This is a genomic window from Rhodanobacter sp. C06, assembly GCF_002001105.1.
Classification (GTDB): Bacteria; Pseudomonadota; Gammaproteobacteria; order Xanthomonadales; family Rhodanobacteraceae; genus Rhodanobacter_A.
The window spans coordinates 1-16,084 of record NZ_MUNP01000034.1 but is presented as its reverse complement, the minus strand read 5'-3'; the positions used below and the strand labels follow the sequence as shown (position 1 = coordinate 16,084).

Here is a 16,084-nt window from a genome sequence, read left to right as displayed (position 1 = left end):
CGTCATGCCCGCGTTGCGCTACCTGCATTTGGACGTCTTTGCCGCCACACATGGCGGCGGCAACCACCTAGGCGTGGTGATCGGCACGGAGCACTGGAGCGGCGCGGCGATGCAGCGCTTCGCGCGCTGGACCGACCTCGTCGAGACCACGTTCCTGCTGCCGCCCGCCACCAGCGGCGCCAGCTACCGCGTGCGCATCTTCACGCCGCACAAGGAAATCCCGTTCGCCGGCCATCCCAGCGTGGGCAGCGCGCACGCCGCGCTGGAGTGCGGCCTGGTCCGGCCCGTCGATGGCTTGCTGTGGCAGGAATGCGGCGCCGGCGTATTGCCGATCCGAGTAGAAGGCACGGGCACGGAACGCCGCCTGCTGCTGAAATCGCCCGGCGAACGGGTGCTGCGCACCGGCCGCGAGGCGCAACCCCTGCTCGACGCCGCGCTGGCCGGCATCGGCGCAGGCGCGCTGCCGCCCGCCCTGGTCGACGGCGGCCGCCGCTGGTGGCTGGCCGAGGTGGGAAGCGAAACCGCGCTGCGCGCCTGGCAACCCGACCACAGCGCGATCGGCGCGCTGGCCCACGCCACCGGCAGCATGGGCCTGTGCGCGTTCGCGCGCAGCGCACATCCGGATTACCAGCTGGTGGTGCGCGCCTTCCCCGCCGGCGTGGGCATCATCGAGGACCCCGCTTCCGGCGCCGCCAACGGCCTGATTGCCGCGTACATCGCCCAGGCCGAACCACATGGCGCGCTGGCCGGCGGCTACGTCGTGAGCCAGGGCCGCGAGATCGGCCATGACGCCCAGCTCGTCGCCCACATCGTGGACGGCACGGTGTGGATCGGCGGCCGCAGCCACACCATCATCGACGGCACGCTGGACTGGAACGCGGCGTGAGCGCCGAAGCGCAGATCCTCGTCGATGCCGACGCCTGTCCGGTGGCGATCAAGGAGATCCTGTTCCGCGCCGCCGAACGCGAACAGGTGATGGTGACCCTGGTCGCGAACCAGTACCTGCGTACCCCGCCCTCGCGCTACGTGCGCGCCGTGCAGGTGCCCGGCGGCTTCGACGTGGCCGACGGCGAGATCGTACGCCGCGTCGCTGCCGGTGATCTGGTGGTGACCCAGGACATCCCGCTGGCCGCGCTGGTCATCGAGAAGGGCGCCCTGGCGCTGGACCCGCGCGGTGAGCTGCACACTTCCGACACCATCGCCCAGCGCTTGGGCATGCGCAATTTCATGGACGAGCTGCGCGGCGCCGGCGTCGACACCGGCGGCCACGCCGCGTTCCATGCGCGCGACAAGCAGGCCTTCGCCAACCAGCTCGACCGCTGGCTGGCGCAGTTGCGCCTGCTGCGCGACTAACAGCCGCGCTCGTCAAGGCGCGCGCGCCGCGCAGACACCTGCGACAGCACCGACCAATCCACGTCCTCGTCGCCTGCAGCCAGCGCTTCCAGCAGGCTGTCGCGCAGCACGCCGGCGAACGGCAGCGGCACCCGCGCAGCCTCGCCTGCCGCCAGCGCCAATCCCACGTCCTTGTAGCCCAGCGGCAAGGCGAAACCGGCCGGCTTGAAACGCTGCGCGGCGATCAGTTTCGCGTAGCCCTGGTAGGCCGGAGTGGCGAACAGCGTACTGGTCATCACTTCCAGGAAGTCCGCAGCGCTGATGCCATGCGCGCGGGTCAGCGCGGAGGCTTCGGCCATGCTTTCGATCGCCGCCGCCAGCATGAAGTTGCCTGCGATCTTCGCCACGTTCGCACGTTCCGGCGCCTCGCCCAGCGGCCATACGCGGCTGCCCATCGCATCCAGCAGCGGGCGCACGCGCTCGATCGCCTGCGGCCCGCCCGCAACAAGGATATTGAGCTTGCCGGCGGCAGCCACATCCGGCCGGCCGAACACCGGTGCGGCGACATACTCCACGCCATGCGCGGCATGCGCCTGTGCCAGTTCCCTTGCCAGCGCCACCGACACCGTGGCGTGGTTCGCATGCACCGTGCCCGGCGCCATCGCATCGAGCACACCGCCATCGAAGATCACCGCCCGCACCGCCGTGTCGTTCGCCAGCATGCTCAGCACGGCGTCGCCACGCGCCGCCTCCGCGGCATCTTTCGCCACCGTGGCACCCAGCGCCGCCAGCGGCTGTGCCGCCGCCGGAGAGCGGTTCCACACGGTCACTTCATGGCCTGACTTGAGCAGGTTCGTCGCCATTGCAGCGCCCATCGCGCCAAGACCGAGAAAGCCAACTTTCATGCGCCGTACTCCCGATATGGATTCACTCCCCGCAGTGGAACATCCGGGGTGTTCAGCTCCCGCGAAGTCGCGGCATCACGCCACCTCGCCCGCCGCGTGCCCCGAGGCCCAGGCCCACTGGAAGTTGTAGCCGCCCAGCCAGCCGGTGACGTCGACCACTTCACCGATGAAGTACAGGCCGGGCACGAGCTTCGACTGCATCGTGCTGGACGACAGCCCGTCGGTGTCCACGCCGCCCAGGGTCACCTCGGCGGTGCGGTAGCCCTCGGTGCCGCTCGCGACGATGGGCCAGTCGTGCAGCTGCCGGCCGATTTCGCGCAGCTCGGCGTCGCGGTACTGGCGCATCGGGCGGCTTTCAAACCACAGCTCGCACAGGCGCTGCCCAAGACGCTTCGGCAGCGCGTCGGCCAGCACGTTCTTCAGTTCCGCCGCCGGACGCGCGGCGCGTTGCGCCAGCAGCCAGTCGCCCAGTTCCGCATCCGGTGCGAGATCGAGGCGCAGCTCGTCGCCCGGCTGCCAGTACGAGGAGATCTGCAGGATCGCCGGCCCGCTCAGGCCGCGATGGGTGAACAGCAGCCCCGCGCGGAACGCGCGCTTGCCCACCCGCGCCTCGGCCAGCGGCAAGGCCACGCCGGCGAGATCGGCGTAATGCTCCTGGTGCTTGCCGCTCAGGGTCAGCGGCACCAGCGCGGCGCGCACGGGCAGCACCGCATGGCCGAACTGCCGCGCCAACTCGTAGCCGAAACCACTGGCGCCCATGCTGGGGATCGACAGGCCGCCGCTGGCCACCACCAGCGATTCGGCGTGCACTTCGCCGTGCGCGGTGAGCACGCTGAAACCCTCGTCCGTCTTGCGCACGCGCTCGACGCCGCAACTGGTCTCGACGCGCACGCCCGCCGCGGCGCATTCGTCCAGCAGCAGGCGCACGATCTGCTTCGAGGAGTCGTCGCAGAACAGCTGGCCCAGCTCCTTCTCGTGGTACGCGATGCCGTGCTTTTCGACCAGCGCGATGAGGTCCGCCGGCGTGTAGCGCGCCAGCGCGGACTTGGCGAAGTGCGGGTTCGCGCTGAGGTAATTCGCCGGGGTGACGCCGAGATTGGTGAAATTGCAGCGCCCGCCGCCGGACATCAGGATCTTCTTGCCGACCTTGTTGGCATGATCGACCACCAGCACGCGGCGCCCGCGCTTCCCCGCAGCGATCGCGCACATCAGGCCTGCGGCACCGGCACCAATGATCAGCACATCCGTTTTCACGCCATCACCTGCCCGCCGGGCGCCACATCGTTCGTCATCCCGGCGCAGGCCGGAATGACGGGCTTGAGAACGCGGCATTATCGCCCAGCCGCATCGCTTACACTTTCCGCCTCATTCACCCTCGAGTCGCCGCCATGCCCTCCTTCGACGTGATCTCCGAAGTCGACAAGCACGAACTGACCAATGCCGTGGACCAGGCCAACCGCGAGCTGGCGAACCGCTTCGACTTCAAGGGTCAGGACGCGAAATACGCGCTGGACGACTTCGTGATCACCCAGAGCGCACCCAGCGATTTCCAGCTGCAGCAGATGCTGGACATCCTGCGCGCCAGGCTGATCTCGCGGAAGATCGACGTGCGCGCGCTGGACATCGGCGAGGTGGAGACCAACCTCGCCGGCGCGCGCCAGAAGATCACCGTGAAGCAGGGCATCGAGCAGCCGGTCGCGAAAAAGCTGGTGGCCACGCTGAAGGAGGCCAAGCTCAAGGTCGAGGCGCAGATCAACGGCGACAAGCTGCGCGTGACCGGCAAGAAGCGCGACGACCTGCAGGCCGCGATGGCGGTGCTGCGCAAGGCCGAGGTGGAACTGCCGCTGCAGTTCGACAATTTCCGCGATTGAGGAAGTTCCTGCAGCACCCTCGCTGCGATAGCAGGCCGGAGCATTCAAGCCGAAGCCTTGCTGATGGTCGGGAAAGTGCTTCCTGCACTTTCCCGACTCGCCGAGTCCGGCGCAGCCGGACTCGGCTCCGCCAGCCAAGCGCATGCGCTTGGCTGGCGCACGGGCCATCCATGGCCCTACCCCATCCCCGCCACGATGTTCACCGTGATCGCGATGATGAACACGTTGAAGAAGAACGCGATCACGCTGTGCAGCAGCGCCACGCGGCGCAGGTAGCGACTGCTGATCTGCACGTCGGAGACCTGGAAGGTCATGCCGATCACGATGGCGAAATAGGCGAAGTCCCAGTAGTCGGGCTTGGGCGTGTCGGGGAACTCCAGCCCGGCGTGCTTCTCGCCGAAATCGCCGTAGAAACCGTGCGCGTAGTGCAGCGCGAACATGATGTTGAGGAACAGCCAGCTCAGCACCACGCTGAGCGCGCCCACGCCCAGCGCCGGAAGGCCACCGCCCTTGGCCGCGTGCAGTTCGGTACCCAGTGCCACCAGCACCACGCCGGACAACACCACCCCGCTCCACAGGATGCCCCAGCGCCCGGTGTCCTGCGCCTTCGCCTGCCGGCGCATGTGCGTAGGCGTGGACCGGTTGAACAGCCGCGCCAGCGCCAGCAGGTAGATCACCGCGGCCAGGTCGAAGCCCAGCAGGATCGCGGTGGCCACGCGCAGGCCCAGCGCGATCAGCACGGCGCCGGCGATCACGAAGATCACGAACGAGGCGCTGAGCCGCGGCCGCGCCGTCACGTAGCGGAACGGCCGCCAGCGCGGCGGCTTCGACGCGCCGTTGGTGCCGGATGCCTCGCCGCTCATGCGCGCAGGTCCGCGTAGTCGGGATGCCGTGCCATCCAGGCCCCGGCATACGAGCAGAGCGGCGCCACCTTCCAGCCTTTCGCGCGCGCGAAATCCAGCGCCGAGCGCACCAGTTCGCCAGCCACGCCGCGACCGCCGGCCGGCGGCGGCACCTCGGTATGGGTGATCGCCATGCCGCCTTCCGCGAGCGTGTAGTCGAGCACGCAGTGCGCGCCTTCCACCTCCACCTCGAAACGCTGCGCAGCGCGGTTGTGCTGGATGTCGAGCTGCATGGCGATCTCCACGGACGATGCCGCCAAGCATACCGCCGCCGTCAGGCCGCCATCTCGTCCCCCGCCAGCTCGCGGTGCCGACGCACCGCGGCAGCCAGTCGCTCCAGCACGCGCACCGAGTCGTCCCAGCCGATGCAGCCATCCGTGACGCTCTGGCCGTAGGTCAGCGGACGGCCTTCCACCAGGTCCTGGCGACCGGCGACCAGATGGCTCTCCACCATCGCACCAACGATGCGCGATTCGCCCGCCTCGAGCTGGGCGGCGATGTCGGCGATCACGCGCGGCTGGTTCTCCGGGTTCTTGCCGCTGTTCGCATGGCTGGCGTCGATCATCACCCGCGCCGGCAGGCCGGCCTTGGCGATCGCGCTGCAGGCGGCCTCGACGCTGGCCGCGTCGTAGTTCGGCACCTTGCCGCCGCGCAGGATCACGTGGCAATCGCGATTGCCGCTGGTGGCGGCGATCGCCGCTTGGCCCTGCTTGGTCACCGCGAGGAAGTGATGCGGATGCGCGGCCGCCTGCACGGCGTCCACTGCCAGCTTCACGTTGCCGTCGGTGCCGTTCTTGAAACCCACCGGACAGGACAGCCCCGAGGCCAGCTCGCGATGCACCTGGCTCTCGGTGGTGCGCGCACCGATCGCGCCCCAGGCCACCAGGTCGGCGAGGTATTGCGGCGAGATGATGTCGAGGAACTCGCTGCCCGCCGGCACGCCCAGCGCGTTGATGTCGCACAGCAGCTGGCGCGCCACGCGCAAACCCTTGCGGATGTGGAAGCTGCCGTCCAGGTCCGGGTCGTTGATCAGCCCCTTCCAGCCCACCGTGGTGCGCGGCTTCTCGAAGTACACCCGCATCACGATCTCCAGCTCGCCGCCCAGGCGCTCGCGCTGCGCCGCGAGCCGCTGCGCGTACTCCAGCGCGGCGCGCGGGTCGTGGATGGAGCACGGGCCGATCACCACCGCGAGGCGGTCGTCGCCACCGTCGAGGATGCGGTGCAGCACCGCGCGCGCCTTGCCCACGGTGGCAAGCGCGGCGGGCGTGGCGGGGCACTCGTCCATCACCTCGGCGGGCGTGGCGAGCGGGGTGATCGTGCGAATGCGCAGATCGTCGGTGGCGGACTGGGACATGGCGGCGGCTTTCCTCGGGTGGGGTGCCAGCGGCGGCCATGAAAAAAGCCGCCTGTGCTGCTGGCGGCTTTCGGAATGGGGTGTCAGGACTTCAGGACGATCGCACCCATGCCTCCGCCAGCGGCTTCGGATAGCCATAAAACCAAAAATACTGGCGGGCGGTGTGGGTCATGGGAGGCCAGTGATAGCACAGGCTTTCGGCGCGCGCAAAGTCCTTTTGCGCATATCCACCGGTTCCGCTAACTTCCCGCGAACCAACCGGGGGACGCCATTGGCCACGCTCATACCCACCCGCAACAGCTGCCTGCCACGGATGACCGGCGGCGAGAAGCGCGTGTCCGAACGGCTGGAACAGAAGCTCGAAAACGACTACCTGCTCTGGTACGACGTGCCGATCGGCCTCAAGCAGCGCCGCCCCGACTTCGTGGTGTTCCACCCGCGCCGCGGCCTGCTGGTGCTGGAAGTGAAGGACTGGAAGACCGACACCATCCGCCACGCCGACAAGACCCAATTCACCCTGGTCACCGAGCGCGGCCTGGCGAAGGAGACGAACCCGCTGCTGCAGGCACGCGCCTATGCGCTGGAAATCGGCGTGGTGTTGGAGCACGATCCGGCGCTGCGCTACCCCGAAGGCCATCGCCACGCCGGCAAGCTGGTGATGCCCTGGGCCTGGGGTGCGGTGCTGGCCAACATCACGCGCAAGCAGTTCGAGGAAGGCGGGCTGGACGCAGTGATCCCCGCGCACCTGGCGATCTGCCGCGACGAACTTTTCGAGACGGTGGACAGCGAGGCCTTCCAGGAACGCCTGTGGGCGATGTTCCCGCAGGTGTTTCCGGTGGCGCTCACGTTGCCGCAGATCGACCGTGTGCGCTGGCACTTGTTCCCCGAGATCCGGGTGGAGCCGGGCAGCGGCCAGTTCGGCCTGTTCGCCGCCGAAGGCCAGGACGCCCGTGCGCTGGAGATCCCCGACCTGGTGAAGGTGATGGACGCCCAGCAGGAGCAGCTGGCGCGCTCGCTGGGCGACGAGCACCGCGTCATCCACGGCGTGGCCGGTTCCGGCAAGACCATGATCCTGGGCTTCCGCGCGATGCAGCTGGCGCAGTCGCTGAGCCGGCCGATCCTGGTGCTCTGCTACAACAAGACGCTGGCGGCGCGGCTGGAGCAGCTGATCGGCGAACGCGGCCTGGCAGACAAGGTGCAGGTCTACAACTTCCACCGCTGGTGCCACCGCATGCTCACCAGCTACCACGTGGCGCTGCCGCCCAAGGGCGAGCACTTCTTCGAGGCGATGGTGGAGCGGGTGATGGAAGGCGTGGACAGGGAGCAGATTCCGCGCTTCCAGTACGGCGCGGTGCTGGTCGACGAGGGCCATGACTTCGAGCCGGACTGGTACAAGCTGATCGTGCAGATGATCGACCCGGCCACCAATTCGCTGCTGGTGCTGTACGACGACGCGCAGAACATCTACGGCAAGGCCGGCCGTCGCAAGCTCAGCTGGAAGAGCCTGGGCGTGCAGGCGCAGGGCCGCACCACCATCCTCAAGCTCAACTACCGCAACACGCTGGAGATCCTCGCGGTGGCGCGCAACTTCGCCGGTGAACTGCTCGCCGCGCGCAGCGACGACGATGACGGCGTGCCGCTGATCGCCCCCGAAAGCGCCGGCCGGCGCGGCCCGCTGCCCGAGCTGATCCGCACCGATACCGCCGCCGCCCAGCTCGATGCGCTGATTGCCCAGCTGCGCGACGAGCACGCCCACGGCCGCCCCTGGGGCGAGATGGCGGTGATCTACCGCGCCGGCTGGGAGGGCGAGAAGCTGCACGATGCGCTGGAGCGCCTCGCCATTCCCTCCAGCCTCGCCGACGAGAACGGCAAGCAGGCGCTGTTCGTGGTCAAGGACAGCGTGAAGCTGCTCACCATGCACTCCTGCAAGGGCCTGGAATTCCCGTTCGTGATCATCCCCGGCCTCGGCTCGCTGCCGCGCGAAAACCAGCGCGATGTCGACGAGGCGCGCCTGCTCTACGTGGCGATGACCCGCGCCACCGAGCGGCTGGTGCTGATCCACCACCTCGACTCGATGTTCTCCAAGAGCATCCGCGACTCGATCAACGAGGTGCAGGCGCAGCTGGCGCCGTCGGGCTGAAACACCACGCCCTGTCCGTCTCGCGGCGTTCATCCGGCCGGGCGCAGGCTTGCGACGAAGTGCCACACCTCGACCACGGGAGAAGTTCGATGAAACGCATCGCCTGGCTCGCCGCGCTCCCGCTGCTCGCCCTGCCCGCACTCGCACTGGCCGCGGACGGCTACACCACCGGCAACGTCAACCTGCGCGCCGGCCCGGACAGCGGCTACCCGCTCATCGACACGCTCCCCGCCGGCGCGCCGCTGAGCATCCAGGGCTGCACCAGCGGCTGGGAATGGTGCGACGTGATCTTCCAGGGCGAGCGCGGCTGGGTCGCCGGCAACTTCATCCAGTACGACTACAACAACCAATACGTGCTGGTGCCGCAGTACGGCGTGCAGATCGGCATCCCCATCGTCACTTTCGTGATCGGCAACTACTGGGACAGCTACTACCGCAACCGCCCGTTCTACCGCGAACGCACCCGCTGGTACGCACGCCCCATGCCGCGCCGGCCGCCACCGCCGCCGGTGCGTCGTCCGATGCCGCCGCGGCACGGCAACCTGCCGAATCGCCCGGCGCCGCCACAGGGCAACATGCCGCAACGGCCGGCACGCCCGCTGCCGGACCGACAGCCGCAGCCCATGCCGCAACGCCCGCAGATGGCACCGCCGCCCGCGTCGCGGCCGGCCATGCCATCCCGCGCGCCCACCGCTCGCCCGGGCACCGGCAAGCCGGCGCCCGCACACGGCAAGCCCGTCCCCAAGGACAACAGGAACAAGGACGACCACCAGGATCACTGAGCTGCACGGCAGCCCGGATCGCTCGCCCCGCGACCGCTCCGGGCTGCGCTAGACTGCGCGGCACCTCGTTGCCGGGAATCCCTCGCATGCGCCGTCTGACTGCCGCGTTCGCCGCCATCCTGCTCGGCGCTTTCGTCGTCGCATCGCCGGCATTGGCCGCCGACGACGTCACCCAGTTGCAGAAGATCGACCGCGTGGTCGGCAGCGGCGCGGTGGCAAACGACGGCGACGTGGTGCAGGTGAACTACACCGGCTGGCTGTACGACGCGAACGCGGCGGACCACCACGGCAAGGAATTCGACAGCTCGCTGGAGAACGGCGAGCCGATCCGCTTCACGCTGGGCGCGGGCGAAGTCATCCAGGGCTGGGACCGGGGCATCCGCGGCATGCATGTGGGCGGCAAGCGCACCCTCATCATCCCTGCGCAGCTGGCCTACGGCGGCCGCGGCGCCGGCGACGCCGTGCCGCCGAACGCCGCGCTGGTGTTCGACGTGGAGCTGGTCGGGGTGCACTGAGCGTAGGAGCGCACGTCAAACCGCCGCAAGGCGGTCGGCATCGCCCTCATCATCGACCACCACGCAGTTGCGCCCGCCTCGCTTGGCACGGTACAGCGCGGCATCCGCTTGCTTGCACAGGCACTGCAGGTCGTAGCCGGAACTGTCGGTAAAGGCCAGGCCCACGCTGGTGGATACTCCGACGGCCACGCCGTCGCTTTCCACCGTGGCCATTTCGATGGCGAGCCGGATGCGTTCGGCGATCGCCACGCCCTGCCCGCTCGAGCACTCGACCAGCAGGATGCCGAACTCCTCGCCGCCGAGGCGACCGAACAGGTCGACGGCACGCAAGTGCTGCCGGCAGACGGCGACGATGTGCCGCAAGACCTCGTCGCCCATGGCATGGCCGAAGGTATCATTGATGTGCTTGAAGTGGTCCAAGTCGATGAAGACCATGCAGGCCGCGCCCGCGCGCCGCTCCAGCAGGCGCAGCGTGCGCTCCACCTCGCCCATGAAATGCTGGCGGTTGAACACCGCGGTCAGGCCGTCGAGGTGAGACAGCATCTTGAAACGCAGCTGCGAGCGCTTGAGCCGGAACATCCACAACACGGCGAAAGCCAGCACCATCAGCAGCAGCGCCAGGTACAAATGGTTGGCTTCCGCCTTTTTGGCGTCCAGCGTCTGCCGCACGCGCAACAGCGCGTTCTGCCGCCCCAGCTTTTCCGTCTCGAGCCTCTGCGCCAGCAGGTGTTGCTGCACCGTCTGGTAGGCCATCGCGCGCGCGCTGACGTCGTCGAGGTAGGCCTTGTCCAGCGCGGCGTACTTCTTGTAGTCATCGAGCGCGGCGGCGGCGTGGCCCTGCCGACTCTCGATGCGGTAAAGCACCTTGTAGGTGTCTTTGAGCCAGGCGTCGATACCACCCGATTTTCCCGCGGCGACCACGGCGAGGGCTGCCTTCCGGGCAGCATCGTCGTCGCCCAGAGCGGCCAGCGCCTGCGCCCTGCTCACCAGGGCCGACAGCCTGTTCGGGGCATAGTCGTTGGCTTCGACGCTGGGTGCGATCCGATCGAGCAGTGCAAGTGCCCTGTGTGGCTGGCCCTCGTGCACGTACCGGTCGGCGAGCGTGAGCATCAGGTCGGCGTTGTAAACCGGCTCCTTGGCCGCCGGGCACGCCGCCAGCGCCTGCCGCAACTCCGGGCTGTCGGACTTGAGCCGATGGCCGGTCTCGAGTGCCACGACCAGACTGGCAACGGGATAACACGGACTCTCTCCGGCCGGGACGGCATCCATCGCGATACGCGCATAGTGGATGGCCAAATCAGTTTGGCCGGCCAGGCCCAGCGACTGCGACAGGTTCAGCGTCACCATGAAGCGGACCTTGGCATTCGTGATCTGCGGCAAACGCGCCGCAAGGCGATTGGCCAGCTCGAATGCCTCCGTGTAGCGCCGGGTGATCCCGTACTGGCTCAGCAGCAAGGCAGAGGCACGATCGGCTACGCGCGGATCGCCGGAGTGCTGGATGATGTCGCGAAACTGCGCCTCCGACTTGGCGTATTCGCCTTCGTACATGGTCTCCCACGCGTCCAGATAACGCAGCTGCCATTGTTCGTCCGGCGCCAGCCGGGACACCACCCGATTGAGCTGGGCCAGCTGGCGGACGAACCGCGGATGATCCGTCACCGGCAACGGCCAGGTCTGCTTGAGCAGAGCGGAGGGATCGGCGACGGCGTCGACGGCAAGCCCGGCCTGCCAGAACACGCAACCTGCCAAGCCCGCCCAAGCGAGCCATGACCGCAAGCTGCCCCATCGCGAGTACATGCCGTCCGGATTAATGCCGGAGGGCCGGGGCGCCCTGACCCGGACTCCGGGGATCGCCGACCGGCTGGGCGTCGCCGTCCACGAGTCGCTGCACCAAGTCGGGCGGCATCGGCACGCCCGCCATACCGCCGCCCGGAGCGCTGCGCTGCAACGCAGTGGTGTCGACTGCTTCCGGCGATTCCATCGTTTCCATGACGCCCCCCGTTTTCGCGATCATAACGCCGGCGGCAGGCAAGCGTGTACGCAGCAGCCGCCACGCGACCGCGCCGCTCAGATCGCGATGGGCATGCTGTCTTCGGCGCCCGCTTCCACCCGATTGCGCCCACCGCGCTTGGCGCGGTACAGCGCGGAGTCCGCCTCGCGGCACAGGCGCCGCAGGTCGTAACCATGTGCGCCGGTGCAGGCCAGACCTACGCTGGTGGAGATCGCGATGGCGGCGCCCTCGCACTCCACCGTTGTCGCCTCGATCGCGCAGCGGATGCGGTCGGCGATGGCCATCCCCTGCTCGTGCGAGCAGCCCACCAGCAGGATGCCGAACTCCTCGCCCCCCAGCCGGCCGAACAGGTCGGCCGGGCGCAGCTGCTGCCTGCCAGCCACCACCACCTGGCGCAGCACCTCGTCGCCCATGGCGTGGCCGTGGGTGTCGTTGATGCGCTTGAAGTGGTCCAGGTCGATGAAGACCAGGCAAGCCGTGCCGGCGCGCTTCTCCAGCAGGTGCAGCGTGCGCTCTACCTCGCCCATGAAATGCTGGCGGTTGAACACCGTGGTCAGGCCATCGAGATGGGACAGCTTCTTGAAACGCAGCTGCGAGCGCTTGATCCGGAACATCCAGAGCCCAGCAAAGACCAGTGCCATCAGCAGCAGGGCAAGGTACAGCCGATTGGTCTCGGCTGCCTTGGCGTCCAACTTCTGCTGCATGCGCAGCGCCGCATTCTGCTGGTTCAGCTGCTCCGTCTCCAGCTTCTGCACCAACACATGCTGCTGCACCGTCTCGTAAGCCATCGCGCGTGCGCTGACGTCGTCGAGATTGGCCTTGTCCAGCGCGGCGTATTTCTCGTAGTAATCAAGCGCCGCGGCGGCGTGGCCCTGATTCTTCTCGATCTGGTAGAGGACCTTGTAGGTATCCCGCAATGCGCCATTCTTGTCGCCGGGGCGGCTCATGGCCAGCACGGCAAGAGCAGCCTTTTTGGCCTCACTGTCATTGCCCAGCTTGGCGTAGGCCATTGCCCTGTTCATCTGCCACCACAGCATGTGGGGTTGATAGCCGCTGTGCTGGATGTCATGCGCAATCCGGCCCAGCAGTGCCAGTGCTGCCCTTGGCTGCCCATCTCTCAGGTAGACATGAGCTTGAATAAGCTGCAGGGAATTAATCAAGACTGGCTGCCGGGCAGCTACACAAGCGGCGATGGCATCTTGCAATTCGTGGCTAGCCGAATTCAACCGCTTGCCGTATTCGAGTGCATCGACCTGCAGATGCAGCGGTTTGCACAGCGTCTCGCCCGCCGGAAGGGCACTCTCCATCATGCGCGCATATTGGATGGCGAGATCCGTCTGGCCGGCAGAAGTCATCGTCATCGACAGGAAGTACAACAGCGTGAAGCGGGCCTCCGCATCCCTGACCTCGGGCAGCTCCCTGGTCAGCCTGTTGGCCAGTTCAAACGCCTCTTTGTAATGCCGATTGATGCTCAGATTGCTCAAGAGCAACGCGGACGCTTTGGTCGCCAGAACCGGCACACCGGAATGGTCGATAACCTCGCGAAGCTGGGTCGCCGACTTGGTGTAATTCCCCTCGTACATGGTTTCCCATGCGTCGAGATAGCGCAGGTGCCATTGCTCTGCCGGTGTTAGCTGCGGCCCTTCGCGATGAATTTGCGCGAGCATCTGCACGAAGCGCGGATGGTCGCTCGTGCGCAGATTCTCGGCCTGATCGAGGAATCGGCCAGGGTCTGCGATGGTCGAGGCGAACGCCGGCTGCACAAGCACGCAGAAAGCCACGATCAGCAATGCTGACCATGGCCAGATGCGACTCGACAATCGGCGCACGTTGCTGATGCCTATGGCTGATGCAACCCGTCAAAACAACCGGGCACCTAAGCTCGCGGCTCCGTCCCTTCCTCTTCCTGTTCTTCGTCTTCTTCCGCAGGCGGGCATATTTGGTTGGGAGGCGGATCCGAAGGCTTGCCTCCGAGTTCCCGAATCAGCCCGGCGACGTCGCCCGCTGCCACAGCCGCCTTGAGAGACGTGCTCGCCTGTACCTGTTCCAGCACGCCTGCAAGCTCCTCGGCCGATGCGTGACGAAGTGACGCATCGCGACCAATGGCATCCAGCAGTTCAATCGTGTCCGACATGTGCCCCCCTATATGGTTGTTGTGTAACAACTTGATGGCATGTCTTGCGGCATGCCGTGTGGATCAGCCTCGGCGCTTTCCTCTGCAAGCGGATCGACACGCCGCCATGACGCTCCCCTCGCGGCCGTCACCTCGGGCGATGCTATCAGTTTGCCTTTTGTCCCGTACACCGGCCTTGTCCAGCGCATCCAGCCGTCCCTTGAAGACGGGATTGGGCTTCAGGGGCCCGGTTGGCGGCAGCACCACGGTTTCCTCGGCGGTCACCGACGCCTCGACCAGCTCGCGCAAGGTCCTGTGACGGATGTCCGCCGCGCCTCAAGCTTCGGCGAAATCCCCGCTGCCGGTATCGGCCACCACGCGATTCCGCCCACCGCGCTTGGCGCGGTACAGCGCGGCGTCGGCCTCCCGGCACAGGCGCCGCAAATCGTAACCACACACGCCGGTGCAGGCCAGGCCCACGCTGGTGGACACCGTGATGACGTTGCCCTCGCACTCCACCGTCGTCGCCTCGACCGCGCGGCGGATGCGATCGGCGATGGCCATGCCCTGCTCGTGCGAGCAGCCCACCAGCAGGATGCCGAACTCCTCACCGCCCAGCCGGCCGAACAGGTCGGCCGGGCGCAGCTGCTGCTTGCCGGCCACCACCACCTGGCGCAGCACCTCGTCGCCCATGGCGTGGCCGTGGGTGTCGTTGATGCGCTTGAAGTGGTCCAGGTCGATGAAGACCAGGCAAGCCATCTCGGCGCGCTTCTCCAGCAGGCGCAGCGTGCGCTCCACCTCGCCCATGAAATGCTGGCGGTTGAACACCGTGGTCAGGCCATCGAGGTGGGACAGCTTCTTGAAGCGCAGTTGCGAGCGCTTGATCCGGAACATCCAGAGCCCAGCAAAGACCAGTGCCATCAGCAGCAGGGCAAGGTACAGCCGATTGGTCTCGGCTGCCTTGGCGTCCAGTTTCTGCTGCATGCGCAGCGCCGCGTTCTGCTGGTCCAGCTTCTCCGTCTCCAGCTTCTGCACCAGCACATGCTGCTGCACCGTCTCGTAGGCCATCGCACGCACATTGGCATCATCGAGATGGGCCTTGTCCAGCGCAGCGAATTTCTCGTAGTCGTCGAGTGCGGCAGCGGCGTGACCCTGCTTTTTCTCGACGTGGTAAAGCACCTCGTAGGCATCTCTCGGCCAATCGCCCGTTGACTGCATGGCAACAACCGCCAAGGATGCCTTCCGGGCGGCGGCGGCGTCTCCGATAGCAGCCAGCGCCTGCGCCCGAAGCACCAAGGCCTGCAGTTTGTTGGGCGTGTAGCCGTCGGCCTCGATTGCAGGTGCCATGCGGTCGAGCAGCGCAAGCGCCTTGCGCTGCTGCCCCGCCTGCAGGTGCAAGCGGACAACGGTGAGCTGCAAGTCGGTACTGAATACCGGCAGCTTGGCCACCGCACAGGCCCGTATGGCCTGTTGCAGCTCCGGACTGTCGAGCATGAGCCGATGCCCGCTGGAAAGCGCCACGACCAGACTGGCCGCGGCATAGCATGATTCCTTGCCCGAAGAAGCCATGGCCAGCGCCATTTGCGCGTACTTCACTGCCAGGTCAATCTGGCCGGCCACGGCCATCGATTGCGAGAGGTTCAACAGTATCGCGCGGCGAGCCTTGGCATCCGTGGCCTGCGGCAGGCGCGCTGCAAGACGATTGGCCAGTTCAAACGCCTCGGGGTAATGCCGGGTGAGTACCAGCTGCCACAGCAGCATGGCGGAAGCACGATCCACCCAGACCGGATTGCCGGCATGCCGGATGATGTCCTCAAACATCGCCCCCGACTTCGGGTAATCGCTTTCGTACATGGCCTCCCATGCGTCCAAATAACGCAGGTGCCATCGCTGATCCTGCGTCAGCCGGGCAGCTTCCAGGTTGAGTCGTGCCAATAACTGCAGGGATCGCGCATGATCCGAGGTTGTCAGCGCCTCGGCCTGCTCGAGCATGGCACCCAAGTCGACATGAGGCATGGCGGCATGGCTGGCATGCCAGCCGAGGCAACAAGCCATGGCCCCCCAGGCGATATATCGCTTCGAGCGGGATGACCAGCAAGGCACGACTACTCCCATCACCTTCGGCGCGAGCGACTCCGCTTGGCGGGGGGGGGCGAAAG

15 protein-coding genes are annotated in these 16,084 nt (G+C 67.3%); 6 read left to right on the top strand and 9 right to left on the bottom strand.

The annotated features are described in order from the left end of the window. The first annotated feature begins 4 nt into the window (after nt 1-4). Together B0E52_RS03780 and B0E52_RS03775 are read left to right on the top strand one after the other, a co-directional pair. Nucleotides 5-886 carry a PhzF family phenazine biosynthesis protein gene (locus B0E52_RS03780; RefSeq protein ID WP_077481941.1) on the top strand — a complete coding sequence of 294 codons (882 nt, stop codon included), beginning with the start codon at nt 5-7 and terminating at the stop codon, nt 884-886. Further along, on the top strand, nt 883-1,353 hold the full coding sequence (locus B0E52_RS03775) for a YaiI/YqxD family protein (RefSeq protein WP_077481939.1): 471 nt from the start codon (nt 883-885) through the stop codon (nt 1,351-1,353). Before B0E52_RS03780 ends, B0E52_RS03775 begins: the two co-directional genes overlap by 4 nt. Here B0E52_RS03775 and B0E52_RS03770 read toward each other — a convergent pair. Together B0E52_RS03770 and B0E52_RS03765 are read right to left on the bottom strand one after the other, a co-directional pair. Continuing rightward, nucleotides 1,350-2,255: an NAD(P)-dependent oxidoreductase gene (locus B0E52_RS03770; protein WP_256363972.1), complete on the bottom strand. Its 906-nt coding sequence runs from the start codon at nt 2,253-2,255 to the stop codon at nt 1,350-1,352. The two genes, B0E52_RS03775 and B0E52_RS03770, sit on opposite strands and share 4 nt — an antisense overlap. Before the next feature lie 57 nt (nt 2,256-2,312). Next, the gene (locus B0E52_RS03765; RefSeq protein ID WP_254426696.1) at nt 2,313-3,491 is read right to left on the bottom strand and encodes an NAD(P)/FAD-dependent oxidoreductase; all 1,179 of its coding nucleotides are present in this window, start codon (nt 3,489-3,491) and stop codon (nt 2,313-2,315) included. Between the two features lie 134 nt (nt 3,492-3,625). On the opposite strand from B0E52_RS03765, the gene B0E52_RS03760 reads away from it, so the two are divergent. Further along, complete coding sequence (locus tag B0E52_RS03760) at nt 3,626-4,108, top strand: YajQ family cyclic di-GMP-binding protein (protein WP_077481933.1); 483 nt, start codon at nt 3,626-3,628, stop codon at nt 4,106-4,108. A gap of 176 nt (nt 4,109-4,284) precedes the next feature. On the opposite strand, the gene B0E52_RS03755 is transcribed toward B0E52_RS03760, so the two are convergent. Genes B0E52_RS03755 through B0E52_RS03745 form a run of 3 tightly spaced genes read right to left on the bottom strand, consistent with a single transcriptional unit; the run spans nt 4,285 to nt 6,364 of the window. Beyond that, nucleotides 4,285-4,971 carry a DUF1345 domain-containing protein gene (locus B0E52_RS03755; protein WP_077481931.1) on the bottom strand — a complete coding sequence of 229 codons (687 nt, stop codon included), beginning with the start codon at nt 4,969-4,971 and terminating at the stop codon, nt 4,285-4,287. Then, nucleotides 4,968-5,243 (bottom strand): GNAT family N-acetyltransferase, encoded by a 276-nt coding sequence (locus B0E52_RS03750; protein ID WP_077482156.1) that lies wholly within the window; start codon nt 5,241-5,243, stop codon nt 4,968-4,970. Before B0E52_RS03750 ends, B0E52_RS03755 begins: the two co-directional genes overlap by 4 nt. Nucleotides 5,244-5,284: 41 nt before the next feature. Further along, nucleotides 5,285-6,364 carry a 3-deoxy-7-phosphoheptulonate synthase gene (locus tag B0E52_RS03745; protein WP_077481929.1) on the bottom strand — a complete coding sequence of 360 codons (1,080 nt, stop codon included), beginning with the start codon at nt 6,362-6,364 and terminating at the stop codon, nt 5,285-5,287. 271 nt (nt 6,365-6,635) lie between these two features. On the opposite strand from B0E52_RS03745, the gene B0E52_RS03740 reads away from it, so the two are divergent. The 3 genes from B0E52_RS03740 (at nt 6,636) to B0E52_RS03730 (ending at nt 9,801) form a co-directional block, all read left to right on the top strand. Next, nucleotides 6,636-8,504, top strand: coding sequence for a 3'-5' exonuclease (locus B0E52_RS03740; protein WP_217316659.1), 1,869 nt, complete (start codon nt 6,636-6,638; stop codon nt 8,502-8,504). A gap of 89 nt (nt 8,505-8,593) precedes the next feature. Then, entirely contained in the window at nt 8,594-9,286 is a 693-nt protein-coding gene (locus B0E52_RS03735) for an SH3 domain-containing protein (RefSeq protein WP_077481925.1), read from the top strand. Between the two features lie 86 nt (nt 9,287-9,372). Next, nucleotides 9,373-9,801 (top strand): FKBP-type peptidyl-prolyl cis-trans isomerase, encoded by a 429-nt coding sequence (locus B0E52_RS03730; RefSeq protein ID WP_077481923.1) that lies wholly within the window; start codon nt 9,373-9,375, stop codon nt 9,799-9,801. 15 nt (nt 9,802-9,816) lie between these two features. Here the strand turns inward: B0E52_RS03730 and B0E52_RS03725 are convergent, their stop codons facing one another. From B0E52_RS03725 to B0E52_RS03705, 4 genes are all read right to left on the bottom strand, one after another. After that, the gene (locus tag B0E52_RS03725; protein ID WP_254426695.1) at nt 9,817-11,538 is read right to left on the bottom strand and encodes a GGDEF domain-containing protein; all 1,722 of its coding nucleotides are present in this window, start codon (nt 11,536-11,538) and stop codon (nt 9,817-9,819) included. Between the two features lie 330 nt (nt 11,539-11,868). Then, the gene (locus B0E52_RS03715) at nt 11,869-13,641 is read right to left on the bottom strand and encodes a diguanylate cyclase (RefSeq protein ID WP_254426694.1); all 1,773 of its coding nucleotides are present in this window, start codon (nt 13,639-13,641) and stop codon (nt 11,869-11,871) included. A 47-nt stretch (nt 13,642-13,688) separates the two neighbouring features. After that, nucleotides 13,689-13,946, bottom strand: a complete 258-nt coding sequence (locus tag B0E52_RS03710) for a hypothetical protein (protein ID WP_077481917.1) — start codon at nt 13,944-13,946, stop codon at nt 13,689-13,691. A gap of 315 nt (nt 13,947-14,261) precedes the next feature. Continuing rightward, nucleotides 14,262-16,084 (bottom strand): GGDEF domain-containing protein (locus B0E52_RS03705; protein WP_077481915.1); only part of this gene is annotated, 1,823 nt, incomplete at its 5' end.